General features: G+C 49.6%; 24 protein-coding genes and 1 riboswitch. Of the genes, 4 read left to right on the forward strand and 20 right to left on the reverse strand.

The window, feature by feature from the left end; translation table 11 throughout:
• Positions 1 to 6: 6 nt before the first annotated feature.
• From K7P76_RS03775 to nikA, 3 genes are read right to left on the reverse strand one after another with little or no spacing between them, the layout of a single operon-like run.
• Positions 7 to 876 (reverse strand): ABC transporter permease, encoded by an 870-nt coding sequence (locus tag K7P76_RS03775; protein ID WP_232183468.1) that lies wholly within the window; start codon positions 874 to 876, stop codon positions 7 to 9.
• Between the two features lie 3 nt (positions 877 to 879).
• Positions 880 to 1,884, reverse strand: coding sequence for a nickel ABC transporter permease (gene nikB, locus K7P76_RS03780; protein WP_309244725.1), 1,005 nt, complete (start codon positions 1,882 to 1,884; stop codon positions 880 to 882).
• Positions 1,847 to 3,442 carry a nickel ABC transporter substrate-binding protein gene (nikA, locus tag K7P76_RS03785; protein ID WP_232184447.1) on the reverse strand — a complete coding sequence of 532 codons (1,596 nt, stop codon included), beginning with the start codon at positions 3,440 to 3,442 and terminating at the stop codon, positions 1,847 to 1,849. The genes nikB and nikA overlap by 38 nt, the downstream gene beginning before the upstream one ends.
• A 254-nt stretch (positions 3,443 to 3,696) precedes the next feature.
• Here nikA and K7P76_RS03790 point away from each other — a divergent pair, with 254 nt between their 5' ends.
• On the forward strand, positions 3,697 to 4,647 hold the full coding sequence (locus tag K7P76_RS03790; protein ID WP_232183469.1) for a hypothetical protein: 951 nt from the start codon (positions 3,697 to 3,699) through the stop codon (positions 4,645 to 4,647).
• Between the two features lie 75 nt (positions 4,648 to 4,722).
• Positions 4,723 to 4,959 (forward strand): NHLP leader peptide family RiPP precursor, encoded by a 237-nt coding sequence (locus K7P76_RS03795; protein ID WP_232183470.1) that lies wholly within the window; start codon positions 4,723 to 4,725, stop codon positions 4,957 to 4,959.
• On the opposite strand, the gene K7P76_RS03800 is transcribed toward K7P76_RS03795, so the two are convergent.
• From K7P76_RS03800 to K7P76_RS03815, 4 genes are all read right to left on the reverse strand, one after another.
• A complete protein-coding gene (locus K7P76_RS03800; protein WP_232183471.1) occupies positions 4,960 to 6,870 on the reverse strand; it encodes an ATP-binding protein in 1,911 nt (636 codons plus the stop codon). It abuts the gene before it with no gap.
• Positions 6,871 to 7,026: 156 nt separating this feature from the next.
• Entirely contained in the window at positions 7,027 to 7,374 is a 348-nt protein-coding gene (locus K7P76_RS03805; RefSeq protein ID WP_232183472.1) for a PH domain-containing protein, read from the reverse strand.
• Between the two features lie 56 nt (positions 7,375 to 7,430).
• Positions 7,431 to 11,813, reverse strand: a complete 4,383-nt coding sequence (locus K7P76_RS03810) for a DEAD/DEAH box helicase (RefSeq protein WP_232183473.1) — start codon at positions 11,811 to 11,813, stop codon at positions 7,431 to 7,433.
• Positions 11,814 to 11,924: 111 nt separating this feature from the next.
• Entirely contained in the window at positions 11,925 to 13,664 is a 1,740-nt protein-coding gene (locus tag K7P76_RS03815; RefSeq protein ID WP_232183474.1) for an ABC transporter ATP-binding protein, read from the reverse strand.
• Between the two features lie 675 nt (positions 13,665 to 14,339).
• On the opposite strand from K7P76_RS03815, the gene K7P76_RS03820 reads away from it, so the two are divergent.
• Positions 14,340 to 15,266 (forward strand): transposase, encoded by a 927-nt coding sequence (locus K7P76_RS03820; protein ID WP_232183475.1) that lies wholly within the window; start codon positions 14,340 to 14,342, stop codon positions 15,264 to 15,266.
• A 390-nt stretch (positions 15,267 to 15,656) separates the two neighbouring features.
• On the opposite strand, the gene K7P76_RS03825 is transcribed toward K7P76_RS03820, so the two are convergent.
• From K7P76_RS03825 to K7P76_RS03875, 11 genes are all read right to left on the reverse strand, one after another.
• Positions 15,657 to 15,965: a hypothetical protein gene (locus K7P76_RS03825; RefSeq protein ID WP_232183476.1), complete on the reverse strand. Its 309-nt coding sequence runs from the start codon at positions 15,963 to 15,965 to the stop codon at positions 15,657 to 15,659.
• A gap of 19 nt (positions 15,966 to 15,984) precedes the next feature.
• Positions 15,985 to 18,294, reverse strand: a complete 2,310-nt coding sequence (locus tag K7P76_RS03830; protein WP_232184449.1) for a thiamine pyrophosphate-dependent enzyme — start codon at positions 18,292 to 18,294, stop codon at positions 15,985 to 15,987.
• 58 nt (positions 18,295 to 18,352) lie between these two features.
• Positions 18,353 to 19,357: a 2-oxoacid:acceptor oxidoreductase family protein gene (locus K7P76_RS03835; protein WP_232183477.1), complete on the reverse strand. Its 1,005-nt coding sequence runs from the start codon at positions 19,355 to 19,357 to the stop codon at positions 18,353 to 18,355.
• A 137-nt stretch (positions 19,358 to 19,494) separates the two neighbouring features.
• On the reverse strand, positions 19,495 to 20,412 hold the full coding sequence (locus K7P76_RS03840) for a polysaccharide deacetylase family protein (RefSeq protein WP_232183478.1): 918 nt from the start codon (positions 20,410 to 20,412) through the stop codon (positions 19,495 to 19,497).
• Positions 20,413 to 20,472: 60 nt separating this feature from the next.
• Positions 20,473 to 20,646, reverse strand: coding sequence for a hypothetical protein (locus tag K7P76_RS03845; RefSeq protein ID WP_232183479.1), 174 nt, complete (start codon positions 20,644 to 20,646; stop codon positions 20,473 to 20,475).
• Positions 20,630 to 21,478, reverse strand: a complete 849-nt coding sequence (gene hisJ, locus K7P76_RS03850) for a histidinol-phosphatase HisJ (protein WP_232183480.1) — start codon at positions 21,476 to 21,478, stop codon at positions 20,630 to 20,632. Before hisJ ends, K7P76_RS03845 begins: the two co-directional genes overlap by 17 nt.
• A complete protein-coding gene (locus K7P76_RS03855) occupies positions 21,475 to 21,720 on the reverse strand; it encodes a hypothetical protein (protein WP_232183481.1) in 246 nt (81 codons plus the stop codon). Before K7P76_RS03855 ends, hisJ begins: the two co-directional genes overlap by 4 nt.
• Before the next feature lie 83 nt (positions 21,721 to 21,803).
• On the reverse strand, positions 21,804 to 22,235 hold the full coding sequence (locus K7P76_RS03860; RefSeq protein ID WP_309244726.1) for a GNAT family N-acetyltransferase: 432 nt from the start codon (positions 22,233 to 22,235) through the stop codon (positions 21,804 to 21,806).
• Complete coding sequence (locus tag K7P76_RS03865; protein WP_232183483.1) at positions 22,165 to 22,701, reverse strand: GNAT family N-acetyltransferase; 537 nt, start codon at positions 22,699 to 22,701, stop codon at positions 22,165 to 22,167. Before K7P76_RS03865 ends, K7P76_RS03860 begins: the two co-directional genes overlap by 71 nt.
• Positions 22,702 to 22,971: 270 nt before the next feature.
• Positions 22,972 to 23,562, reverse strand: coding sequence for a DJ-1/PfpI family protein (locus tag K7P76_RS03870; protein ID WP_232183484.1), 591 nt, complete (start codon positions 23,560 to 23,562; stop codon positions 22,972 to 22,974).
• 62 nt (positions 23,563 to 23,624) lie between these two features.
• A riboswitch (ZMP/ZTP riboswitch) is annotated at positions 23,625 to 23,702 on the reverse strand.
• Positions 23,703 to 23,834: 132 nt separating this feature from the next.
• Positions 23,835 to 24,509, reverse strand: coding sequence for an MOSC domain-containing protein (locus K7P76_RS03875; RefSeq protein WP_232183485.1), 675 nt, complete (start codon positions 24,507 to 24,509; stop codon positions 23,835 to 23,837).
• A 105-nt stretch (positions 24,510 to 24,614) separates the two neighbouring features.
• On the opposite strand from K7P76_RS03875, the gene K7P76_RS03880 reads away from it, so the two are divergent.
• Positions 24,615 to 24,755: a DUF6254 family protein gene (locus K7P76_RS03880; RefSeq protein WP_232183486.1), complete on the forward strand. Its 141-nt coding sequence runs from the start codon at positions 24,615 to 24,617 to the stop codon at positions 24,753 to 24,755.
• Positions 24,756 to 24,838: 83 nt separating this feature from the next.
• Here K7P76_RS03880 and K7P76_RS03885 read toward each other — a convergent pair whose 3' ends face one another.
• Together K7P76_RS03885 and K7P76_RS33040 are read right to left on the reverse strand one after the other, a co-directional pair.
• A complete protein-coding gene (locus tag K7P76_RS03885; RefSeq protein ID WP_232183487.1) occupies positions 24,839 to 25,567 on the reverse strand; it encodes a phosphonate ABC transporter ATP-binding protein in 729 nt (242 codons plus the stop codon).
• Between the two features lie 431 nt (positions 25,568 to 25,998).
• On the reverse strand, positions 25,999 to 26,130 hold the full coding sequence (locus K7P76_RS33040) for a hypothetical protein (protein WP_255678180.1): 132 nt from the start codon (positions 26,128 to 26,130) through the stop codon (positions 25,999 to 26,001).
• Positions 26,131 to 26,151 lie beyond the last annotated feature (21 nt).

The following is a 26,151-nucleotide window of genomic DNA, read 5'->3' on the forward strand; positions in this document are numbered from 1 at the left end:
AACCACCTAACTTCCCCTAGCTTCCTTCGCCATTTTCCGAATCGATTTCGTGAATCCTTTTCTCTCCCCGAGGAACTCGCCCAATAAATTAAGCAAAGCAACCATGCAGAAAATCATCAGGCCCGGTACGATCATGAGCCTAGGATGGCTTCGCAGCAGCGATTTGCCGTCATTGATCATCGCTCCCCATTCGGGGGTCGGGGATTGCACGCCAAGCCCGATGAAGGACAAGGCCGATATGTCCATGATCACCCAACCGATCTCCAGCGTCACGACGATGAACAACGGAGGAAGCAAATTCGGAATAATATGGCGCGTCATCATGCGCAAAGGCGAAGTACCGGCTATTCGGGCCGCGGTGACGTAATTTTGCTGCTTGATGTTTCTTACCATACCGCGGATGAAGCGAGCGTAGTAAACGGACTGAACGATGATAAGGGCTATCGCCATCTGCTTCCATCCCGCACCCCATACGGCAATCAAACTAATAGCTAGAATGAGAGAAGGAATCGCTAGAATCGCATCGCATATTCTCATAATCAAGCTATCGATCTTCCCTCCGATATATCCCGCCGCAGAACCGATAACAAGCCCAACTGCCAAGCACGAGGTTACGATGAGCAATGCCAAGCTTAACGATATTCGCGTTCCATATAACAATCGGGAGAACAAGCATCGTCCTAATTGGTCGGTGCCTAGCGGAAACTGCGTCGACGGTCCTTCCAGTTTGTGTATTAAATCAACGAAATTCGGATCATTCGGCGCAAGCTGGGGAGCGAATAGGCCGGATAATACGATCATAGACAATAACACGATGCACAGGGAAATGAGCCGATGACGACGAATTCCCCACCCTAAACGCCGTAAGCCTTCCAAGCGCTATTCCCCCTTCCTTGCCGTCTGCGTCAAACGCGGATCCAAATAAGCTTGGACGACGTCCGCAGCCAAATTTCCGATGACGAAAGCAATCGCCATAATCAGCACGTAGCTCTGGATGACCGGGTAGTCCCGATGATAGACGGATTCCAGGAAAAACCCGCCCATGCCCGGCATCGAGAAGATTTGCTCCACGATGACCGCCCCGGCAAACAGCTTCCCCAAATTCATCCCCGCGGCCGTAATGACCGGGCGAATCGCATGCCGGAGCACATGTCTGCCCACTACGGCGAAAGTCCCAAGACCTCTCGCTCTGGCGTATAACACGAACGGTTCCTGCAGACCTTCAATGAGTCCCGCTCTAAGCAGCCGGGAGTATGTAGCGATGAGGGCAAACGCTAATGTACAGGAAGGAAGCACATAATGCAGCCAAGTATCCGCGCCTTGCAGCGGAAACCAATCCAGCTTCACCGACAGGAAGTATAGAAACAAGTAAGCAAGCCAGAACTGAGGTATCGACGCCCCCAGAAACGCCAGCAAGCGGGACATGTGATCGATCAACCGGTTTCTGCGCAACGCTGAAGCGATGCCAAGCGGAATGCTGACAATAAAGGCGATGGCTAGGCTGGACAAGGCCAACGTCGCGGTAATCGGAAGCCTTGCCGCAAGTTCGCGGGCTACCGGTAATTTGCTGAAGAAGGAGGTTCCGAAGTCTAGCTGACACAGTTGCCATAACCAATGGCCGTATTGCGACCAGAAGGATCGGTCGAGTCCCAACTGCGCACGAACCGCGGCGATCGTCTCCTCCGTCGGCACGATATTGGAGACGGATAAATAAGCTCTAGCGGGGTCAACCGGCGAAAGCCTTAAAAGCAAAAAACAAACGAATGAGGCCCCCACAATTACGGGGACCATCATCGCAAGCCTCTTAATTACATAGAAGAACAGATTCATTGAAAAAACACCTTTGTTATTTTTGAAAGTCGATCGAATCGAACGGCGTTTCATCGCGGTGGGCCGGGAACTTAAAGTCTTTAACATAGCTCGGATATACCGCGATGTTGGTCAAATACGAGATCGGCAGATATACCGCCTGCTCATGTAAAGTCGTGAAGATCGACGTATACAGCTTCTGACGCTCTTCTTCGTTAACCGTGAGAAGTACGTCTTTCATCTGCTGATGGAGCTCGTCTTTCATCGACAATCCCTGCTGCGATTCGAAAATACCGTAGCCCGGCTCATAGTTGGTCGATACGAAAGAATGCGGATCGTAAGGCGCACCGTACGTTCCCCAGAACAAGAGGTCGAAATCGGCGGTTTCCATCCGTTTGTTGCGCAGCTCCCTCTCCACCCCGGTCGTTTTCAAAGAAACGCCGATTTGTTTGAGGTCGGACTGGATCGCAGCCGCCATCGGTTTCTCGATCTGATCGGGTCCCATGTACACGAGTTCGATTTCAAGCGGCTTGCCGTCTTTCTCGCGTATCGTTTTACCGTCAGGAAGCTTCCATCCCGCTTGATCCAACAAGGACTTGGCTGTCTCCAGATTATAATCATAAGGCTTCAGACCGACATTCGCGTAAGGAAAATTACTGGAGATGATCGTATCGGCAGCTTTCTCCACGTTATTGGTTACACCTTGGACTAGCGCTTGCTTGTTCACCGCATGCTGCAAGGCGAGTCGAACATTCAGATCGGCGAAAGGTCCTTTTGCTGTGTTAACGATTAATGCGCGGCTTGCAACGGGATCGGAAATGGAAGTCTCGAATTTGCCCGAATCCCTTAAGCTTACGAATGAATCGAGGCTAATGACGCCTTCTCCCCAGATGAGGTCGATATCCCCTTTCTCTAAGGCAAGCACTCTCGCTTCTCCGTCCGGTATGACTTTGATGATGATCGTATTGATTTTGGGCTTTGTTCCCCAGTAGTTATCGTTACGGGTAAACACGGCGATATCGTCTTTCTTGTACTCCGAAAGAACCCATGGCCCTGTCGTAATCGGGCTCTTGATTCCTTTGGCCGTATTTCCGTCATCCGGGAACCCTGCCGCCCCAAGAAAACGAAGCGGGCGCACGACGGCGAACTCTTGAAGCGCCGGGTAATAACGGTTTTTCAGCGTAATCTTGAACGTATGCGCATCGACGGCTTCCGTTTTCTCGATTTGGCTGATCAAACCGAGCCAACTGTGCATATCGCGATTCGCTAGAATCGTGTCGAAGTTCTTCTGCACGACACTTGAATCGAAGTCCGATCCGTCGGAGAACTTCACGTTCTGGCGCAAATGGAAAGTATATTGTTTGCCATCTTCCGAAATATCCCAAGACTCAGCCAGCTTTGGCACCAGCTTGCCTCCCTCGCCGTAATCGATCAGCGGTTCATAGTACATACCCTGGGCAAAAAATTCGTTTGGCGTATATTCATGCGGGTTGAGCGGTCCGATGTCCTTAGGCCATGATAACCTCAGTGTTTTGATGTCACCGACAGTTGTGCTCGGGTTTCCAACGGTGGAAGGCTCCGGCGTGTTCTCGCTCGCTTTAGAATTGCATCCTGCAAGGAAAATGGAAATCATAAGAACGAGTAAGATGGAAATATGTATCTGTTTGACTTTGCGAAACACGAATGGCCAGCTCCCTGTGTACAATCCTCGAAGGATTGTTTTGTCTAGTGATAATGATTATCAACGTCACCAACCTAGAATAGTACATTGAGCCGAATAATTCAACCTATATTGAGAAATATTCTCATAAACATTTTGGATTTCGTTGATTAATCGTTCCCAAACGTATACATTTAGGAAAAATGGGGACGAGAAGGAGCTCGGGCATGCATTGGATCGACGACTTTCGAACGGAGTTGGCATACGTATTTGCGGAGGCGGGGACAGAGATCGCTCGTTTCCCCTATCCGCTTAGTGAACAAGGCTTGTTCATGCTTGCCCGATTTAACCCTCTTAATGAAGGCGGAAGCACGAATTACATTAGCTACCTCCTTCCTTACTGGGTACGGGAGCAAACCGAAGTAAGCCCTGAACTGTGTCACGACCTGGCGATTGGCAATATATTTGCGATGCTTCACTACTTCATTCTGGATGATGCGATCGATAAGAGCGCGGAAGCAAGCGGCGAGAATATCCGCTCCTCCCTTGTCCTAGGCCAGCTTCTTCACAACTTATTTTATCAAAGGTATTACCGTCATTACCCAGCTGAATCTCCGATCTGGCAATATTACGATAAATACATCGCGGACTGGGCGGCAGCCGTTTACCATGAAGGCAGAGCACCGGCAAATCCATTTGCAGCGCGATTGCTTGCCCGCAAATCCAGTCCCGTGAAGTTATGTGCGGTAGGCGTTCTTATCTCAGCGAACCGACAAGATCAAATTGAAAGACATGAAGAAGCCGTTGATCTCGCACTTGCCACGCTGCAATTGGCAGACGATTGGGCGGATTGGGTTGATGATTTGGTTGAACAAAATAGCAACGCGTTCCTCAGCTTAGTTAAGCAGCAGCTTTCCCTTGACCCGGAAGCGCAGCTTGACGAACGGACCGTAAAGCAAGCGATCTACCAATCTGGCTGTCTGGATCGATTAGCGGAAATCGCTGCGTCTAACGGCAGCCGTTTGGAAGAGATTCCGTATGTTCCACAGAGGCTCGTAGATTTCCATAACAGTTTGGCGAAAGGAATTCGCAGGGATGCGCAGTTGGCCGAGGAAACGACTAGGCAAATAGCATTAGGAGGATTTTCTTATTTTTTGTCAAATATTCCAAATAAATAACGACTTTTGACGCATGGACATGATATGATGAGAATGTTAATATGCCCAACATTTGAAAGGGAGTGCATTTATCACATGTCATTGGAATCATTGAAAGTTCAAATCATTAAGAAAGCTTGGGCTGAGCCAGCCTTCAAGCAAAGTCTGCTCGCAGACCCAAAGGGCGCGATCACGGCTGCATTCGGTATTGAACTCCCTGGGGACATCGAATTGAAAGTCGTAGAAGAAACGCCTGCCCTCTATTACTTAACGATCCCACCGAATCCTGAGGACATAGGTACAGGGACCCCAAGCCCGAATGCAGTCTGGTAATTACGCAATCAAATCTACAAGAGGGAACCGGATTATCGCTTCGGTTCCTTTTCCTTTCACGCTGTGGAACTCAATCGTCCCATGCATGACGTCGATAATTCGGAAGGTCACCATGAGTCCGAGGCCGGTCCCTTTCGTTTTCGTCGAGAAGTAAGGCACCCCTAGCTTTGAAATCTCCTCATCTTCCATTCCCTCGCCATTGTCTTTAATATGAATGACGGCCATTCTGTTATCCGAGTATGCACTGATTTCTATCAACCCAGCCCCATCACCGTCGATGGCTTCGATACTGTTCTTGATTATGTTAATAAACGCTTGCTTGAATTTCGATGCGTTGCCGAGTATAGGAAGCTTCTCATGAATGGAGATTTGCAGCGTTCCCCCTTTCATAGTAGCCAACGGCGTCATCATAGCCTCGATCTTTCTCATTTCTTCGTTTAAATCCAGCAGCATAACTTCTTCCATCTCGGGTTTGGCAAAAGTGAGGAAATCGGTAATGATAGCTGATGCCCTATCCAATTCATTGATGGCCATCCCGAAATAGGATTTATTCTGCTCTTCCGCTTTATGTGCGAGCAATTGCAGAAACCCGCGAGTAACCTGAAGGGGATTTCGAACTTCATGCGCTACGGAAGCGGCAAGATCGCTGATGATCTTCAACTTCTCTGTACGCTCCAGCTTATGGTTGTATAGTTCAAGTTCCTTCGAATACGTTAAGAGCATCGCATGATCCGCCGAAATTCTTCTCGCCAGAATAATAACAAGTGCCATAATCATGCCGATAACGCCGAATTTCCACAAGAACAGCTCGTACCTCTTGGCATTCAAATAATAAATCGTCAAGTCGGTCACGCCGGACAACGCCAGCCCGGAAATTCCAAGGGACAGAATGATGGCAACCTTGCTTCCCTTCATCGCGTTACGAATAGAAATATAGATAATAAGCAGCAGCTGCAACAAAATGATAAATCCCAGTATCATATTCGTGAACAACACGTATAAATCGTAATAGCGCTCACCCGTAAACTTGTAGGTGATGAGGACAGCAAAACAGAAACCGGAATAATACAATTGCAGACGCCTGAATTTACTGAAAAAGCTGTACTGCCCTTCGAATACTTGATCGATATAATAACTGAGCGAGGGGAAAAGAACAAATAGAGACACATCGAACAGCAGCAATATGACGTTGCCGTATTCCTTGAAATAAATATAAGTAAGCGGGGAATAGGCAACGATTAGCGTACCGGTCGTTAGGGCAATCAAACATAAAGAAACCCAAATGCTGCGCTGCTTACGGTTCAAATAACCGGAGCAAATAAGCATAATTAGAGCTAGGAAGGCGATGGATGTTCCGAGCAGCATATCCGGCAAATCTTTACGGACAAACCGATTGGATAGCTGTTCGAAATCTCCGATTTGGATACCGCTGATCAAGCCCGCCCGTTCGCTAAGCGTGACGATTCGAATATAAAAGTCCGTATCTTCGGTGTATTTCCCTAAAGGAATTAACAGTTTATTCGAATCAAAAACAAAATCGCGTTCTGATTGATAGATGAGCTGATTTCCTTTATAAACATAAAGCTTGTGACCAAATAAACGTTCCACGAGCATTCCCGGTTGTTGCCATGCAGCTGTTGACGGAACGGAAAATCGAACCCACATTCCCTGAGCCCCCGAAGGAACTTCGGTTACCGGGTGATCTACGCTAGCCTTATCCCAATGCCCGTTCGTATTCGTCCGAGGGCTTTCGTCGGCACGTACGTCCTTACCGATCCACTGTACCTGCCATTTGCGGATGATGTCATCCGCGTCTGCATCCGCTGCATATGCTTGTCCGGAATCGGTTACGAAAAGTGAAATTAATACGGCAAGAAATTGGATCATTGTCAATAAGCGCACCGTCTTCATCTCACACCTCGTGCTAATTGAATGGAATACACCAATATAGAATAACAATATCATTCATAGAAATTCGACAATATTCTTCCTTTTCCTTGTATTTTTTATAAAATAGTAAGAAAAAAAGGACAGCTCGCAGCACTCCCGCGGCCGTCCTTTGTTCGATTAACCCTGAACTTCCGTAAGCTCAAGGGCCTTGTTCTTGATTCGGGAATTTTCCGAAGCCTGGCCTAAGAGGTCCGTTACTTTGATGCTGTCCCTGATATTCCTTAACGTATAGGAAGGCGAGCTAGTGTCCGTAGAAAGGATCGTTATATCCCCGAAATTCAATATTCTCTCGATCAAGTTCCGCTTTAATGAGATGTCCCTGATGCGGTACAATTGAATTTCCTCGCGTTTCTTGGTGAAGATGCCTCTCTCGACAATTAACCTTCGATCCGTAATCCGATAATGGGTGAAAGTCGGAATTCCGTAATTAAAAGGTTTGCCCTCCCAAAGAACGGTCTCGTTCAATCTCAACAACTCCCTAGAAATGGATGATTTCTTATCTTATTGTACACTAGAAATGCTTATTTCGACCAGAACACGAGCGATCGGAGATCGCGCTCGGCCCCCAGCTTCATTAGCAGTTTACCCGCGTCGGTCTCAATGACGGGCAACCCGTTCCATTGGTCTACCGAAATTTTAACCAACTTCCGTCTGCGAATGATCGCCTGAAATGCGGATTGAAGAAAAATAACTTGCCGTTCTAAAGGCAACGAAGCAGATTCGGAATCCGGCATGGAGAACACCCTTTTTCCGTTGTTTTCTATCCAGAATAACCATCTCTCTCCCTTTAGCAGCATGAAATTCCCTGGCTTGCGCGAAAAAGAGATGCCCTGCGAAGCTTGCGGCCAATCCATCATCAAGCCGAATGGATTCGCCGGATCAGCGGAAGACAATAGGGTCGACGAGGAACTCGATAAATCGGGAAGCGATTGGCGCATCGCATCGCTTAGCTCATGAGTCGTGAACTGAAGCGTCGACAATCCTCGGATGAACGTCCCTCTTGTAAGCACGCCCCATTCTTCCAATCTTTTTAACACCGGATAGAAAACGTCCCATGAGAAAGGAGCCGTTCTCGCCACCAGTTCCCTGTTAATTAACCCGTACACTTGCAGTAAATGGCGGGCCCACATCAGCACCGGAGATTGTTCGTCGGGGGATGCCCCATCCTTGTTCTGTTCGGCGGGATTATCCTGCAACGTATTTGTCGCATACCAACGTCCAAGGCCAGAGCCCGTCTTAGCCCAATTCGCATTTTTGGCGTTCGTCTGCAGGCGAAGCGGCGCGAATTGATCGTTGGAAACGCGTCCCTCCCATACAAGGTCTAGTAAATCCGTCAGCAGCTCCGAAGGCGATTTGCCCTCTTCCCGGCTAAGACGGGTAAGGAAGCTTGCGCCTCCGTCTTCGAGAAGCTTTAGAAGCCGAGGATGCTTGGTTGGACTCTGCATCGCGATATCGACGAATGGCATATACAACGATTTGGAGCCGGTCAGGAAAAAGGCGATTTTTCCTTCCTTGTCTCCTTCGTCTTTCCGCCCCATCCAAAGTACTTCGCCGGAAGCGCATAACAAATCGAGATGATCCTTGCGGTACGGAGTCAATCGAGACGGAAAAATAATCGTCTCCCAGTGAGACAACGGCAGGAATAAGCCTTGCAGTCTTTCTATGACGGATAGAAGCCCTTCGCTTCCCTGCTGTTCGGTACCTTCTAGCGCATGCTGCATCAAGGCGATTTGACTGCACCATCTTGCCGGCTCGACAGGCTCCGCTCGGTTACGCGCTTGGCGAATCGTTAACCTAACGATGCGGGAAGCGACTTTGACGCTCGTCCATAACCGTTCCTCTTCATTGGCCGCATAGGGAGCCCGCTCGACGATTCCATTGTCGATTAATTGTTCGACCGCTTCCGTCGCCTTCTTCAAAGTCATTGCGGGGTATCTATCGCAAAGATCGGCTTCCGTAAACGATATTAAATGATCGACATACCTTCCGAGTATAAATGTAACGGATGTGGCCGTATCCGGAAATTCAGTGTACATCTGGCTCTCTTCGGAAAGTATCCAGCGAAATTCGCCGTCTCCGGCTAGGTCGAGAGGTTTGATTCGTCCCTGCTCGTGAAGAAGCTGAACCCATGTAAGCGCTGACTCCCCTGCAAGTTTCGTTATTTCTTTTGCGGTCAAGTCTCCTCGGCTTTTAAGAAAAGCGGCCAGCTCGTCCGAATTACGCGGTGCTTGATCAGGTTCGTTTAACCGTCGGAGCTCTTCCTGGATTACTTCCTGGCTGATCGATTGTCCATGTGCCTGGGAATCGAACAATTGGCTTGCGAGTTCCTTGCTTACGTTCATTAACTGGAGCTGGATCGTCTCGTCCAATCCATCCCCCTCGTAAATTCTCATGTTCACGTAATCGGCTAGAAACTGAGCGGCGAACGGCGACGGGAAAGACGTCTCGCGCACGACCCATGTCATCTCTCCCGTTACAAGCTCCTCCAGCTGACGTTTCAGATCGTCATAACCCAAATATTCATGAAGGCACTCGGACATCGCTTCACGCAAATACGGAAAATGTTCCGCATACGGCAGCGCCCCTCTTAGAAGCTCCTCGCTGCGAAGCCGTTTCTGCCACATCGGCGTGCGGGTGAAGCTTCTCGACAGCAGAAGCGACGTCTCCGCAATTCTTCGGAATGCGATGCCAAGGAGCGGTGAACCTGTAATTGCCTCCGTAAGCAATTGTTCGAGATTAGCCGGCGTCACTTGATGAATGACCTGGAGCCAAGAAGCGTCCCATTCGGGAAGGACGAATTCAATCCCATTGTCTTTTGCGTTTCCATAAAGTTTATAAGGCAGAAGCTGCTCGAATTGTCTTTCGATAGCTAGCAGCCAAGCCCGGTTTACCGTTCGACCGCAATGATTGTGCATGATAACATGCGTTTGGTTCATAACGTCGCGATAATGCTCGATGACGATCTGTCGATCCGTCGGCAAAGCGCACGCTTTAATCTGCGAACGGACAAGTGACAGCAGTTCTTCCGACGTCATTACATCCATTCCATAGCTTTGCTTCAGCCACTCGTAAATGGGTTCATCGCCTTCAGCATCAACATCCAATCGCTCGGCGACTTCGCGCAGGAACACGCCGATCTTCCTGCCTAGTTCATAAGAACGGCTGCCTGCTTCATTGCGCCAGAACGGAATTTCGCTAAACCGATTGCCTGCTTCGGACACGTATACCCGGTCGTTGCGAATGTCCCGGATCATCCAAGAGCTTGTACCTAGCTGGAAAACGTCGCCCACGCGGCTCTCCTGGATGAACTCCTCGTCCAATTCACCGAGATGCGCGCGGCTTTCCATATGATGAACCGGATACGCACTGCTCTGCGGGATGGTGCCCGCTCCCGTTACGGAAGCCATCATCGTATTTGTTCTTTTGGTCAGCAGGTTGGTTTCGCGATTCCATTCGAGTAGCGGCTTCGCGAATGGATAGAAACCGGCTAGTACCTGAAGCATGCTCTGCAGTCGATCAATCGGGTAATCATGATAACTATCGCTACGCGTGATTAACCGATGCAAAGAGACGACATCCCAATCGTCCATCGCCGCCATCGCGACGACCTGCTGGGATAAGACGTCCATTGGACCTTGAGGAATGCGGATTTCTTCGATTTCCCGGCGCGAGATTTGCCTACTAAGCACGGCAAGCTCGGGCAACGTTGCTTTCTGGCGGGCTAGTAAGATGCCGCTGCTCGCTTCCCCAACGGCATGACCGGCGCGTCCTATGCGCTGAATGCCCCGGGCGGCCTCCTGCGGCGAATCGATCTGGATGACCAGATCGATATGGCCTACGTCGATGCCGAGCTCAAGCGAGGAAGTGGCGACTATGCAGCGCAAATTCCCTTCCTTCAGCATACGCTCCACCTCAAGACGGCGCTCGCGGGAAATGCTGCCGTGATGAGAACGGGCCATCTCATATCCGACGTGATCGTTAAGGCGCAAACACAATCTTTCGCATAGACGCCGACTGTTCACGAATAACAGGACGGATCTGCAGCCTTCCATCGCTTGCACGATCCGGTCCAGCAGCGGCAGCCAGACCGCCTCGCGCGTCGCGGCCGCTTTACTCTGATCGGGCATCGTGACGAGCACCCGAATGCTCTTGCTCATCGCGCTTTCCACGATGGTTACCGGACGGGGCTGCATGACTGGGTTTTCTGAGTTTTGGTCGCTTTCGTCCGATTGTTCCCATCCCCCAAGAAAACGCGCGACTCTCTCAAGCGGCTTCTGAGTTGCCGAAACTCCAATACGCTGCGGTTGTTGGATACAGCGATGAGTCAATCTCTCTATCGTAAGCGACAGGTGCGATCCGCGTTTGTCCGCTGCCAAATCGTGAATCTCGTCTACGATGATTTGCTCGACGGTTTCCAGAATCGCGCGCCCCTTGGCCGATGTGAGCATAATAAATAACGATTCAGGCGTTGTAATAAGCAAGTCGGGAGGATTCCGCAGGATCGACGCGCGTTTGCTCTGACTCGTATCGCCCGTCCGTACTTCGCAGCGAATGCCAGGCCATTCCAGTCCATTTTCAACGGCACGGGTTTCCAACTGTTCGACGAACTGAAGCGCATGGTGATGAATGTCGTTGTTGAGCGCTTTAAGAGGGGTGAGATAGAGAATTCGTATGCCGGCTTGGCTGGTTGCAAGATGGCCGGATCGTGGCTGGACGAGCTTGTCCAGACAGGGCAGCAACGCGGCTAACGTTTTGCCCGAGCCTGTAGGAGCCGCGATTAAAGTATGCCGGCCTGCACGAATCGCCTCCCAAGCTTGCATCTGTACGTCGGTGGGCTCCCCGAACGACTCTGTAAACCATGCGGATATGACCGGATGAAACGGCAAATTGTTCGTGTTCGTCACTTATTAACGCCTCCTTCCAACCTCGTTCAACACACATCATGCGATTCATCACCCAATGCGATTCAACGCCCATGCGCCATCCCTGTCGACCGTGTACTACCTGTCGGCCTTTTACAAATTTTGAACGTTATATAGTCTTGCGTAGGCTCCGTTAAGCTCCATCAAATACTCGTGCGTGCCTCGCTCCACGATAGCTCCCCGCTCGATTACGATAATTTGATTCGCATGCGTGATGGTCGAGAGCCGGTGCGCGACGACGAGTGTCGTACGGTTATCCGATAAAGCCTGCAACGACTCCTGAATAAGGTGCTCGGATTCCAGGTCAAGCGCCGAGGTCGCTTCGTCAAGCACCAATATCGCCGGATCTTTAAGGAAAACACGGGCTATCGCGATCCGTTGCTTCTGTCCGCCGGACAGCTTGACACCCCGCTCCCCGATTTCCGTGTCGTATCCTTGCGGCAAGCTCATGATAAACTCATGGGCATTCGCCCGCATGGCCGCATCCAGCATGTTCTGCTCCGTCTCCTCCGGATTGCCTAGCATAATATTTTCGCGCACGCTTCCGCTGAACAAAATATTGTCCTGCAGCACCATGCCGATCTGAGAACGCAAGCTGTGCAAAGTCACTTTGGAAATATCTTGCCCGTCTATGCGAATGCTTCCTTGCTGAATATCGTAAAATCTCGGCAACAAACTAATGAGCGATGATTTGCCGCCCCCGCTCATGCCTACGAATGCCACCGTTTGCCCCGGCTCGATGGCCAAGTTGACATCGCGCAAAACGAATTCCGCTTCTTCCCTGTACCGGAAAGAAACATCGTGGAACTCGATACGCCCTTCGACCTTCGCGAGCGGCTTGGCTTCTTCAGCGTCTTTGACATCTGGGGGTTCGTTCAGCAGTTCCATCACTCTCTCAAGCGATGCGGAAGCCTGCGTCAACTCAGTCGATGCGCCGACAAGACGGCGAAGCGGAGCATACAAGCGGTCGAGATAACCATAAAAAGCGACGAACCCGCCCACAGTCATATGCTCCATGATGACTAGGTACCCGCCTCCTAATAGAATAAGCAACGGCGCGATTTCGGTAAGTGTATTAATAATTGCGTTCGTAAGCGCGTTCCACCTCGTTAAGGCGAGCGCGCGCTCGAGGAACTTGCCGTTTTTGATGCCGAATTGCTTCTGTTCATATTGCTCCAACGTAAAGCTTTTCACGACCGGAATTCCAATGACGTGCTCATTGAGATATCCTTGCATGTCCGCAAGCGCTGCAGACCGGGACCTTGCATATGATCTTAATCTCTTATACAGCTTTATGACCGCGATTCCATAGAAGGGCAAAATTAGAATAGCGACCAAGGTCAGCGTTGCATTCATATTTAACATGATGGCTAACGCAATCGTGAGCGTAAACAAATCGAGCCATATGTTCATCATTCCCGTCTCGACGATCGCTTTTGTTTGTTCCGCGTCGTTCATCATTCGGGATATGATTTCACCGGATTTACGTTCTTGGTAAAATCGTAACGACAATCGCTGCAAATGACCGTACAGCTTATTTCGAAGATCGAATAAAATACGGCTGGTAGTCAACTGGGCAAAATATTGACGGAAATACTCTACGGGATATCGAACAATGACGAAAAGGACGAAAGAAAGACCGATTAGCTCCACAAGCCTTGTAATTTTATCGTCCTTGGGCAGATCGGCAAGCAGAATATCGTCAACGGCGTATTGGAGGAAAAGCGGTACCGCAAGCGGGATAGCAAACTTCACCATTCCGATCAAGAGCGTAATCGCCACGAGCCACCGATAAGGCTTCACGAACCTGAAATACATTTTGAATTCTTTCATTGTGTGTCTCCCACTAAGGAATTAACGATATGTTTAATGTGATTCCCTTGCGCAACGCTGTATGTGAACATAGACTCTCCCTCCTAATGTCTTTATCATATTACCAATAAGTGATGTGAAATCAAAGAATGGAGATGTCCACATAGGGTTAACGGCAAAAGTACGGCTAGAGCGGTCCAATGCAGCTCGAGGTCCTTTTACTTTTTGCAGATATAATAAAGCAATCGTACCCATGAACTCTCTTGTACTTCTGGGGGTCGACCAGTCCCACATTCCTGTTCATGCCTGCGGCTGTTCGCGAAAACGTACCATTATCCCTTAGCATCAGAAGCAGAATAGGACCACCGCAAATCCTCCTACCTCTTTTCCGCGAAAGGTACCATTATCCCTTCCGATCATGAGGAAAATAGGACCACCGCAGCCTCCCCCACCTCTTTTCCGCGAAGGGTACCATTATCCCTTCGCATCAGAAGGAGAATAGGACCACCGCAGCCTCCCCTACCTCCTTTTCGCGAAAACGTACCATTATCCCATCCAATAAGGGGGAAAACCCTTGTTCATGCTTCTGAAAACAAACCCGGAACGTTGAAATTTTACCCGATATCTCTTGAAAATAGAACGTATGTTTGGTATGATGGAAATAAGAACAAACGTTCTATTTCGGGAGGGAAGTCTATGTTTACAGATCATCTGACCTTTGAGGCATTTTGCCAGCAGTTCAACTCCGAGCAAGCTTGCGCCGAGGCGCTGTTCGAAGCCAGATGGCCGGACGGCTTCCGTTGCCCAACTTGTCGTCATTCCCACTTTTATCTTATCCAAACGCGCAGACTGCCTCTCTACGAATGCCGCTCCTGTCGCCATCAGACGTCTGTCATCGCCGGCACCATCATGGAAGGCAGCTCCACTTTGTTGACCCGTTGGTTCCAAGCGATGTTTCTCATCTCCCGGCCTTCCGGCATCAGCGCCTCCCGCCTGTCCCAAGTGATTCAGGTCACCTATAAGACCGCGTGGCTCATCGCAAGAAAAATCCGCCATGCCCTGCAACAAGCCGATGAAGCCGATCCGCTCACGGGTGTTGTGCGAGTTGACCCTATCTCTTACGGTTATACGTATTATAGCGAGGCCCAGCAGCCGCTGTTGATCGGCGGATCCCTCGACGAGCGAGACGAGCCTCAGCAGGTCAAAATCAAACAACCGGATCCCAGCCATGTGAATAACGCGTTGAGGTGGATTGAAAAGCCTGGCGTCCAAGCGTTCGTAGACAATCATATAGATAAACAGGCCGTGACCGTTTTGGGGCGCGGCAAACTTCACCCCGCTTTGAACCCCATCAAGTGGAAGGTGACCGCGTGGCTGAACTTTACGTTTAATGGCATCGGGGCCAAACATTTGCAGGCTTATTTAGACGAGTTTTGTTTCCGGTTGAACTTAAAGCTCCGCCATGCCCCGGTCTTCAGCCAACTGCTCCATTGGTGCGCCGTGACACCAACTTTGACTTACAAATATCTGACCCGCAGCAAACCGGTTCTCACCGTTCCCTGGGTGGTCTGGGGGAGCAAAGCGAAGTGGAAAGGAAAATATCTCACCCTATGGAATGCTTGATGCTTGAGATACCTGCTTTTTGAGTTGTCGATAACCCGTTCCATTCTAATTCACGAAACGGCAACTTGTGCGTGATATCCGGGAATCCGTTGATTGCAACTCCCACTCAAGTCATGACATTCGAATATTCGCTGATTGCAACTCCCCGCTCAACCATGGCATTCGAATATCCGTTGATTGCAACTCCTTCTCAAGTCATGGCATTCGAATATCTGCTGATTGGCATTTCTCTTCTGAAGCAAGGGGATAATGGTACGATTTCTCCGAAATGGCACGGAAATTAGGTGGCTTTTTTCCCTACATTTCCTAGATGAGTAGTTGGCTTTAAACTCCCTGATCGTATAAAAAAACGGTCGAACAGGAATGATACCCTGCTCGACCGCGAATTCATTATTTCGTTTGTACCTTTTCAGCTATCAATAACCCGTCTCGATAGGCTACGACCCTAAGTGGATCGTTGCGAAGCTTCACGTTGGCCATTTTCATCTCATGTTCGGTGAGCTGCAGTGGTTCCCAATCCTCGATTCGACCCGCCGGATCGTCCGGTTCGATTGCCGCTTCCGCCAATGCCTCCGACATTTGCGCCGGGCTCGGCGCTAGATCCCAGATCATGATGCCATAATAGGCCAGTTTATAACCATTGCGTTGAACGCATGCCAGCAAAGTACCCGTAGCTGCGTGTTTCATAATATATGGCATGGCTCACCAAACCCCAATCTTATAAATAAGGATTCTCGTGCTTCGCCTTAAGCATATTCCAGCGGCGCTCGATCTCGTTCTCGAACTCCCTGAGCGTCTCCGCGTATTCCGGCTTGGACAAATGCTTCGTTTTGCCCATCATCTTAAGCCAGTCGCCGACAGGCACCCGTTTACCCTTCTCTTCCGGGTTGTAGGTGATCGTCGTTACCCCTTTCTCCACTTCATAGAGCGGGAAGAAACAGGTATTGACCGCATAATCGATGATATCGGCTCCATCCTTATCCTCGGACAGCCAGTTAAGCGGACAGGTGATCAAGATTTTACCGTATACCATCCCTACGTTCTGGGCGTACCATTGGGCTTTGGCGCCTTTCCTGACAAGATCCACCGGACTGGCTTCGCTGCCCGTGAATACGTAAGGAATATTCGTCGCCGCCATAATCTGCGCCGTGTCCTTGTGATGGAATACCTTGCCTCCCTGATGCTTGCCGACGTTGGACGTCGAAGTCCGGTGACCCATCGGCGTGGAGTAGGAAAGCTGAGCTCCCGTGTTCATATATCCTTCGTTATCGTATTCCAGGATGATCATCCGGTGGTTGCGAAGCGCAGCTCCGATCGCGGGTCCCATTCCGATATCCATGCCGCCATCGCCCGTAATCATCACGAAAGTGAAATCGTCTTTCAAGCCGTATTGATCCAGCTCACCCCGACGTTTGCGCTCGTGGAACATTTCGACGACGCCGGACATTGTGGCCGCCCCATTCTGGAATAGGTTATGGATGTACGTCGCTTTGTGAGCGGAATACGGATACCCCGTCGTAACGACCATCGCGCAACCGGTATGGAATAAGGCGACGATATCGCCTTCGATCCCTTTGAAGAACAGCTCCAACCCGGAGAAAATACCGCATCCCGGGCACGCGCCGTGTCCTGGAGCAATCCGTTTAGGCTTCTTCGTCAGAGAGCGAAGCGGCGGTACGCGTACGTTGATTTTACCGGTTGTTTCGTCCGGAGTGACGGTGATGAGTCCTGTTTTCAAATCCTCGTATTTCATAGGCTCGAGCACTCTTTGCGGTGCTTTGGAAGGATCGCCCGCCGTAATCCCGTGATAGTCGAACGGTTTCTCGACGAAACCTTTCTGCATCGCGTCGATCGCGAACTCGAACATTTTGAGGCCGTCTTCCGCGTAGAAGTCTTTGCCGCCCAACCCATAAATCCGGCTAATGACCAACGTCGTGGAGTTTCCGTATTGCTGCAACGCTGCACGGACCTCCATAACCATATTCCCTCCATGACCGCCATACGAATCGGAACGGTCGCCCACCGTAACCGCCTTAACGTTCTTTAACGCTTCCGTGATCGCCTTGGCAGGGAAAGGCCGTATGATATTCGGCGAAATCGCTCCCGCCTTGATCCCTTGCGAACGAAGCTGATCGACGACGTCCTTGATGATTTCCGACGATGAGTTGAGCAAGAACACGGCAACCTCTGCGTCTTCCATGCGGTACAGCTCGAGAATCGGATATTCCCTGCCCGTAAGAACGGCATACTCCTTCTGAATTCTGTCGAACACCGCTTCTGCGCGATACATGGCAAGGCTTTGCTGATAGCAGTTGTTGATATAATCCGGCTCGTTCATGTAAGGACCGACCGTGATTGGATTATTACGATCTAACACGTGCTTAAACCCTTCGGGAGGGTGTTCCCCTACGAACTTCTGCACGTCCTCCCGATGCGCGAACGTATTAACGCGGCGCTTCTGATGGCTCGTGAAGTAACCGTCGGAAGCGACGAGAACAGGCAGCCGCACCTCCGGATCCTCGGCGAGCTTAAGCGCGATGATGTTCATGTCATAGACCGCTTGCGGATCGCGGCAGAGCACGATCGGCCAACCGGTATTGAGCGCGAAGTACAAATCCGAGTGGTCGCCGTGAATATCGAGCGGACCCGATACGGAACGGCATACGAGATTCATGACCATCGGGAAACGCGTTCCCGATTGGACGGGCATCTGCTCCAACATGTACAAGTAACCGTTTGCAGAAGTCGCATTAAACACGCGGCCGCCTGCCGTAGAAGCCCCGTAACATACCCCAGCAGAGCCATGCTCTCCATCGGCCGGGATCAAGACGATATCATGCTGCCCGTTCGCTTTCATTAAATCGAGAAACTGAGCGACTTCCGTCGACGGGGATATCGGAAAATACCCCATGATATGATAGTTGATCTGGTGTGCGGCGTATGCTGCCATCTCGTTGCCTGATTCATAGACGATTCGTTGTTCTACGGTACCGGACTGGCCCATTTCCTTGCGAATGTCAATCGACACTTCGAACTCCACCTTTCCTATCTGTTTCTCGATGAACAAACTCATGACGTTCTGTCTCTTAAATAGCTAAAGTAAACTTGTGCGGAATACGATGCTCTTCGGCGTAGCCGTCTTGCTCCAGTTCGCTTGACAAGGCTTCCGTAGGACAAGCTTGGACGCATTTCAGGCAGCCTTTGCAATATTGATAATCGATCCCTTGCAGAAACATCTGCGGACGCCCCTTCTTGTCTTCCTGCTCTTCCCACACGAAGCAGAAATCCGGGCATACGTTGTCGCATGCCGCGCAATGAATGCATTTGTCATCGGCGAAATGCGGCATCATTCCCGCACGGGAAATGCTTAAATCTTTCAGAATGCTATTGCCTGGGTTCGTGATTATTCCGCCTATCGGCTGGGTCTCGTAACCTAGAACCGGCGTATCCATGCGGACGAAGGAAGGCATCGCGTCACCCTCGTCCAAAACGTATGTTTGGAACTTCACTTCATCGTAACCGCGTTGGAACGTATTTAATGCCGGCTGAACGGCTGCCGGGTACTTCTTCTCAAGCGACTTGCGGATTACGCTCTTCATGAACTCTGCGTCAAGGAATTCACATAGGCGGAACAACCCGCCTAGCATCGCCATGTTCACGCGATTGTTCTCATCCATCGATATTCCCGTAGCGTCAACTACCGCTATGATGCCGCCCTTCAGTTTAAGCTGATTTTTGAGTTGTTCAGGCGATTTCTTAGAGTTGACTAGCACGATGCTGTCTTCATACATCCCGGAAATGACATTGATCGTCTTGGACAGGTTTTCATGGAAAATGCCGATGACATGCGGTCTTTCTACCGGCGACGTATCACGAATTCGCGTATTGATGTCGCAAAACCGAATATGCGCTTTAACGGGAGAGCCTTTCTTCTCCGATCCATAGGAGCTAAAGCTGACTCCATTTAAACCGACACCCATAACACCCGCTTCCGCCAACATTTTACCTGCCAGATTGGCTCCTAGCCCGCCGATGGACTCCAGACGAATTTCAAAAAAACCGAGCTCGTTTACCTTAGGCAGCATAACCATAAGTCTGTGTAATCCCCTTTCGCGCTTGAGTGGAGGATAGTTCAGAAAATTTGCAATATACAAACATTAATTATTTCGCGATTGACTGCCAAATTCCTTCCTGCAACTCGAAAAAACAGCAAACTTAGCGATAAAACTCATACGGACAAACTCGACTGCAGCCGTTGCAAGTCTTTCCAGCCAATGAATCTGACTTGTTCCTCCGTTAAAGCAGCCATTACGTCCTTGTCGTTCCAGAAGCGCTGCTCCATCCCCCGTTTCTCCGGTTCACCGTGAAAGGAACGAAGCTCATCCGTCAAACGCGAGGGGTGAGAAATCCACTCCGTAACGCCTGGCAGCAAATTACGGATTAGATCTATTCCTTCCGCCTTCACGGACTCATACGTATCTCCGAAATTGAGCTGATAATCGGGCCCTATCACATAGTCGGGAAGAATGATTCCACGGTCATCCGCTTGCCGCACTCTGATTTTGGCACGCTCTTGCAGTTCCGTCGGAATCATTCTCCCTCCAACTGGCATCAATCGACGAGGCAATCGGATCGGCAATCCGAATCGGGTGCAAATGTCGAAGGCGATAGGAAGTAAATCTTTCCCTGAATGAAAGCCATACAGACTGCCCATATGGCTATCGGCATGCGTCAACGCCAAACCCGCTTTAAGCGCGGCTTCCGTCTGGGCAAGCAGCTCGTAACGCACCTCTTCCGGATCCGCTCGCCGCTCCACTTCGGCTGTCGTTTCGGGAAACCATCCATCCGCATAAGTCAAAGAGAGCAAGGATCGGCTTCGGCATAAGGGACCCCATTTATATTCGGGCCATTCGCTCGTTAGCGTCCAGTGAACTCCGATATCCGCATCCGGGAGCGTTTCTTTAATGAATGTTACGGCATCGGCAGACCAGGAACAGGTCATCATGATCGTCGTCGAGCAGATCGCATTGTCCGACAGCAAGCGGGCAATACTCTCGTTCACGCTCCGGCAAAGTCCGAAGTCATCGGCGTTAACGATCAACAATCGCTCCTCTTTCCCATAACCAAGCCGCTGCGCCGTGTTCACATCCATCGCCTCCCTGCTTCTATTGTATGATCGTTGTCAGAATGCATTGCTTTTACTTGACTAGCTGGGAAGGAATCTTTCAGAAATAAAAGCGACATCCGAACGGATAACCGTCGAATGCCGCTTTTTGGGTGAACCTATGTCACCCAACCGTAATCCGTTTAGGCGCAGCAATTCGGTCAACTCTCCCTTGTCGATGCCGTTCAGCAACAATCGCTCATGATCTGTCAGCATCTTCAGGTTCATTCCCATCAATCGCTCTCTGGAACCAGTCCCATCCAAACCCGACTTGCTCGGGCTTGTGAGAGTCGGATCCGTATACGAGCTCGATTCCTTGCGCTTGGCACATTCGGATAAACCATGCAGGTGCGTACGCTTTCCCGCAGCTCGGCACTCGTAATCCGGCCGTATTGACATCGACGCCGACTCCGGAGGTTTTCAGCAAACCGACGATGCCTTCCAAACGCCGCCGGATGAGGGACTCACTGATTGTCGGCAGATCTCGAGAGAACTTCTCGATCAGAAGCGGATGTCCGAGCCGTTTGCGCATCGGAAGCGTTGCCGCCCACGTGATCGCCTTTTCGACATGATCAAAGTAGGCTTCTGCTACACTGTCCATGGAACCGTAGGATGCAAGAAGGTTTTGTCTAAAATTATCGGCCGTATAATCGATACAGTACATCCCTCCATCGGCGGGGAGGTAGTGAACGGATACGACCGCATCTTCGACAACTTCCTTATATGGCTCGAGCAGGTTGTTCGAAAAAGATTCCATCTCATACAAATAATCCATCTCGAGACCGACTGTCAGTTCAATCTGTCCCTCATAGCGCAGTTTCATTTGCTGTACATAGGAAATATAATCCGGAAGCTGGTTGACCGGCATTGCTAACTCTGCCATCAACTTCTCGTCTTTGATCCATCCGTCCGGCAGCGGCGGGTGCTCCGTAACCGAATAACGGGTAAATCCTAAACCGATAGCCCGATTTACATAATCGGTCAGCTCCGCATCGTTTCCATGGTAACAAAAACGTGTGTGCGTGTGACCATCCCATTTGAGCGTCATTTACTTCTCTCCCTTACTTCGAACACTCTTTTGCCAACCAAATTAACAGCAGCCGCAATGGCAAACGCAACGACGAATCCCGTCGACATAGCGGCCAAGAAGCCCCATGCATTATTGCTGAATAACAACGCCATATAAGATGGAGCAAAAGCAGTCGACTTTAAGTTTAACACCCCGATGACCGCCCCGGCTAGGCCTGACGCGACAATCGCCCCGGCATAAACGAACTTGCTTTTCCGCATGTATAGATAAGAAGCTTCGATAAAGGTGCCAAAGCCTACATTCTTAAGAAAGGACAGCCAATGGCTGCCCTCCCCTTAACTGCTCAACGAATAATTTTACGCAAGAAAACATTACCTTCCAAGGTTTGACCATATACGTCTGGAAGAGTGGCTACCGGGATAAAACCATTTTTTCCATAAAACGCAATGACATCATAATCCTCGGCATAAGTCATCATGAACAAACAATAAGCTCCTCTCTCCTTCGCAAATTCCTCAGCATGCTTAAGGAGAATCGAGCCGATGCCTCTTCGCCTAGCCTGTTTGCTCACGCCAATAATAAGCACTTCCGCTCTAGCCACTAGAGCATCGCTTCCTTCGGGCGCTTCTTCATGGAGAACTGCAATGATTCCAAACTGTTTAACGTATAGTGGGTCATGATAAGCGAAAAAACGAGCACCCCTGTCAAGCCCTATTCCGTTCGAGGACATAATAGTTGTAATTTGAATTATCTGAGAGACCCAAGAGTTGAACATGCTTGAAGCCTGTTTTCTCAATCACTCTTGTCGAAGCCAAGTTAAATGGCTTAACGATCGCAACAATCTGCATCAACAAGGAATGATTAAACACATAAGATACCATCCCCGTTGTTGCCTCCGTAGTATACCCGTGATTTCGATAGTCCTTGGATATGGCATAGGCGATTTCCCTATCTGCAGGGTCTAACCTATCATTCGGAAATACTCCGCACCACCCGATAAGCCTTCTATCCTGCTTGTGCTCGATTGCCAGCAGTATTCTGACATCCTCAGGATTAAAGTCTTCGTATGAAGCAATAACAAAGTCGAGGAAGCCTTCTAGTTGTTGCTCCGACATATTCCAATCGGGGAGGAAGTCTGTAATCTCTGTTTGTCTAGTTAGCTCATATAGAGCGGCAGTATCTTCTATTGTGAATTGTCTGATAGTTAGTGCATTCGTTTCAAATCCATGGGATGTACTCATTATTTAAAAAGTTCACTCCTAATAAGTTTTATTTTATTAAGGCCAAATAAACAAAAAGCAGAGTGCCCCAAATAGGCACTCCGCAGGTATGATCTAAGCCTGCTAAGCACTTGTAATGGGTCAAAAAGACGCACAAATCCCGTTGTTATTAACAGGTTTTTCGTGCAACTTCGGAAACTCCATTACAAGATAGCTGGCATAAAGGTTAAATTCTCCTTCCAAGAAAAACTAATTTTACTTTAGCATCATAAAGGATATATTGTAAACTGGTTAGACATATATGTCTGAAAGTTGGCCCGGACGATAAAAAGGGTAATCCATTTTCTCCTGTACTTGTTGAACGAAATCGCTGCTTGTGAGCAATTCAATCAGATATAAACCTACATCGATAGATGCAGAAGCTCCACCACTTGTAATGATGTTACCATCACGAACAATACGGGCTTTAACGACTTCCGTGCAATAAGGTTCTAACAATTCGTAAGCTGAAGGATTCGTTGTAGCCTTTTTCCCTTCCAACAAACCGGCTGCTCCCCACATCAATGCCCCCGTACAAACCGATACCTTATACTCCGCATTCCGCGCGCTTTGGATCCATGAAATAAACTCGATATCGAATCTCAGTTTCCTAGTCGATAGTCCGCCTGGGATAAACACGATGTTAAATTGAGATAGATCAGGATAAACTTGTTTCACTTTAATTGTCATACCCCGGTCGTCAGTGATTTCTTCTTTGTTCGAGCATAACTCCCACGATACCTCTTCCTTAGCTTTTAAGATCAGCATCCAAGGAATCGCCTCATAAAAGCCAGCAAAATCTAACGTTGTCATTTGGTCAAACACGATAATTGCAATTCTCATTTCGGATACCTAGCCTTTCCCGGAATTTTCAAAAAATAAAAAGCACTTGATCAATGATCAAATACTTTTGCCCAGGCGTACGGCTCTTATCTGTGTGCTCCCTCATGGTTACCCATGTTCCGCCAGTTACACACAGTTCAATTTCTATTATTTTACAATCAACTCAAGGAACGATCAAGAATTTCTTGTAAACTGCGAGAGAGTTTAGCGAGTTTTATCCCACAACTCCCCGCCATTAAAAAGGACAGCCCCATGGCCGTCCTTCCTATTTGCTATGTACTTTGAAGCCTCAGAAGCCTGTTCGTCAGCGTATTTACCCAACTGGCCGAAAGGGCATCGACCGCGAGGAGCCGACGTATGCCTTCGAGATCGCCCTTGTCCTTGTGCATGACCCGATTAGCCTCGGCAACCGTAATGCGAGCAGGATGAGTCACTTTGAGCAGCAGCTCGTCGCCGGCTTTCACTTCTCCTGCCTCGAGCACGCGGAAATAGAACCCGGTAGCCCCGCTCTCCGTGATGAGCAGCGGCAGTTCATCCAGCCCCCATTTCATGGCGAGTTTCCAGCAAGGCTGGCGGGGCTGGGACACCTGAACGACGGCGGAGCCGACATGGAAAATATCGCCGATACGAACATCGCTTTCGTTCATATTACGGACCGTAAAATTTTCCCCGAATGAACCGAACTCAAGCGAACGACGAAGTACCTCTTCCCAGTGGGGGTAGTGATCCAAGCTGTATAAGCATATTGCTTTGTCAGGTCCGCCATGGTTCACCAAATCTGCCTGTTCGTCACCCTCTACGCCAAGCACGCTTACGTGCACCGATCGATGAACCGTGCTTTTGCCAATGCCTGACTGAGCTTCCTTACCTTTATAAACTCCGGTTTGAACACGACCGATATTTACGGATAATAAAGGGAATACAGCTAAAGTTGCACATTCTGCCATATTCCACCCTCCTCTCGCGCTTATCCTCCACGTTACGAATAAGGAACGGGAGATAACGCAACGATAATCCATGCAACGATTACAAATAGAAAGGCGGAAACACTAATGCCCCCATCCAAGCGAAGAAGAGAAAGCGCATGGAAAAGCCGAAAGCAAAACCAGCAGCCCCATGGGAAAATCCCTTCCCTGCACGGTCTTGCCAACGATGCCGATCCGGAAGGCAAACCCGATCCTACGAACGAATAATTGCCGTTAACGCTTAATCAAAGCCTGACGTTAAAGATGGAGCTTCTAAAGAAGCCCTATCCAGCGTCAGGTTGTTCCTTTCCCTAACTCAATCGCATCTTCTCCGCGGCCGTTAATCTTCTGCCTCTAACGTTAATGATGAGACGTCCGTCCTGCATGCCCCATATTTCATCGGCGAACTTCTCGGCCAGTTCGACACGATGCAATGCGGCTACGATTGTCGTTCCTTTCTCATGACAGAGCTTCTTTAACGTTTGCATCATTTCTTCCGCCGTGTGAGGATCCAAGCCGGATACAGGCTCATCGGCAAGCACAAGCCTTGCTCCATGCACCAATGCACGAGCGATGGCTATCCGTTGGCGTTCTCCGCCGCTCATCTTCTCCACGACCTGCTTGGCCCTCTCCAGCAGTCCTACGTGCTCGAGCATGTCCATTCCGCCCATATAGTCGTCGCTGCGAACCATGCCGGTTAATCTGCGCCATATCGGAGTCTGTTCGGCACCGCCGATCAAGACGTTCTTAAGCGCTGACTTCTTCTCGTACAAAATCGGCTTCTGTTCTAAAAATGCGACTTGCCTGCGAAATTTCATTTTTGCGAAAAAGCCAGCTTCCATCAAATCTTTGCCATCCACCCTATATTCGCCCGACGACCATACTTCCTTGAGCGCCAATGCCTTTAATAGAGCGGATTTTCCGCTTCCGCTCGGGCCTACGACCGCAATGAAAGTGCCGGGCTCGAGCCTTGTATTCACATGATCCAGTATCGTTTTCCCTTCGGGAATCTTACGAGTCAAACCAGAAATTACGATCATAGTTGCCCTTCCCCTTCAATCCGATATTTATCCAGTGTAAGGCATTACGGAATACCTTTCCATACGAACAAATGTTTGCTATAATAAGAACAAGAACGTACGTTCTAATTTTGTTAAATAGGTGGGATAATGGATGGTGAACTGTGAACATCTCCGTTACTTGGAACCTCCAAGAGGACCAAGGCCGTCTCGAGACTTAACTTTCAAATTTTTCACCGACGGGAAGCTAGTTATCATTGACAACGACACAGGGAATACAATGAACCCCCGCGAGTTAAGCGGGGGCAGCTACGACTTCTATGTTCGTCAACGCATCCATTTCATCAAGCGAACCCTCACGGAGAAGATTAATAAATATGCTTGACGGAACGGCTCTTTAGAAGACGGCTGAGCGGCAACGATCTGCATTAGCACGGAGAGAGCATGCTTAATCAGGGTAAGTTTTTGTTGATCCCATTTAAGCTGGGCGGGTATCGCACCATTTTTTTAACCTGTATTTCATGCTCTCTCTCTTTGAACTTCGTGCTGCCCCGGTCCGTCTTCTGACCCTTATTATTAGTCATCGTTTCACCCCCTGCCCTTCG

This window comes from Cohnella silvisoli (assembly GCF_021190915.1).
Taxonomy (GTDB): Bacteria; Bacillota; Bacilli; order Paenibacillales; family Paenibacillaceae; genus Cohnella; species Cohnella silvisoli.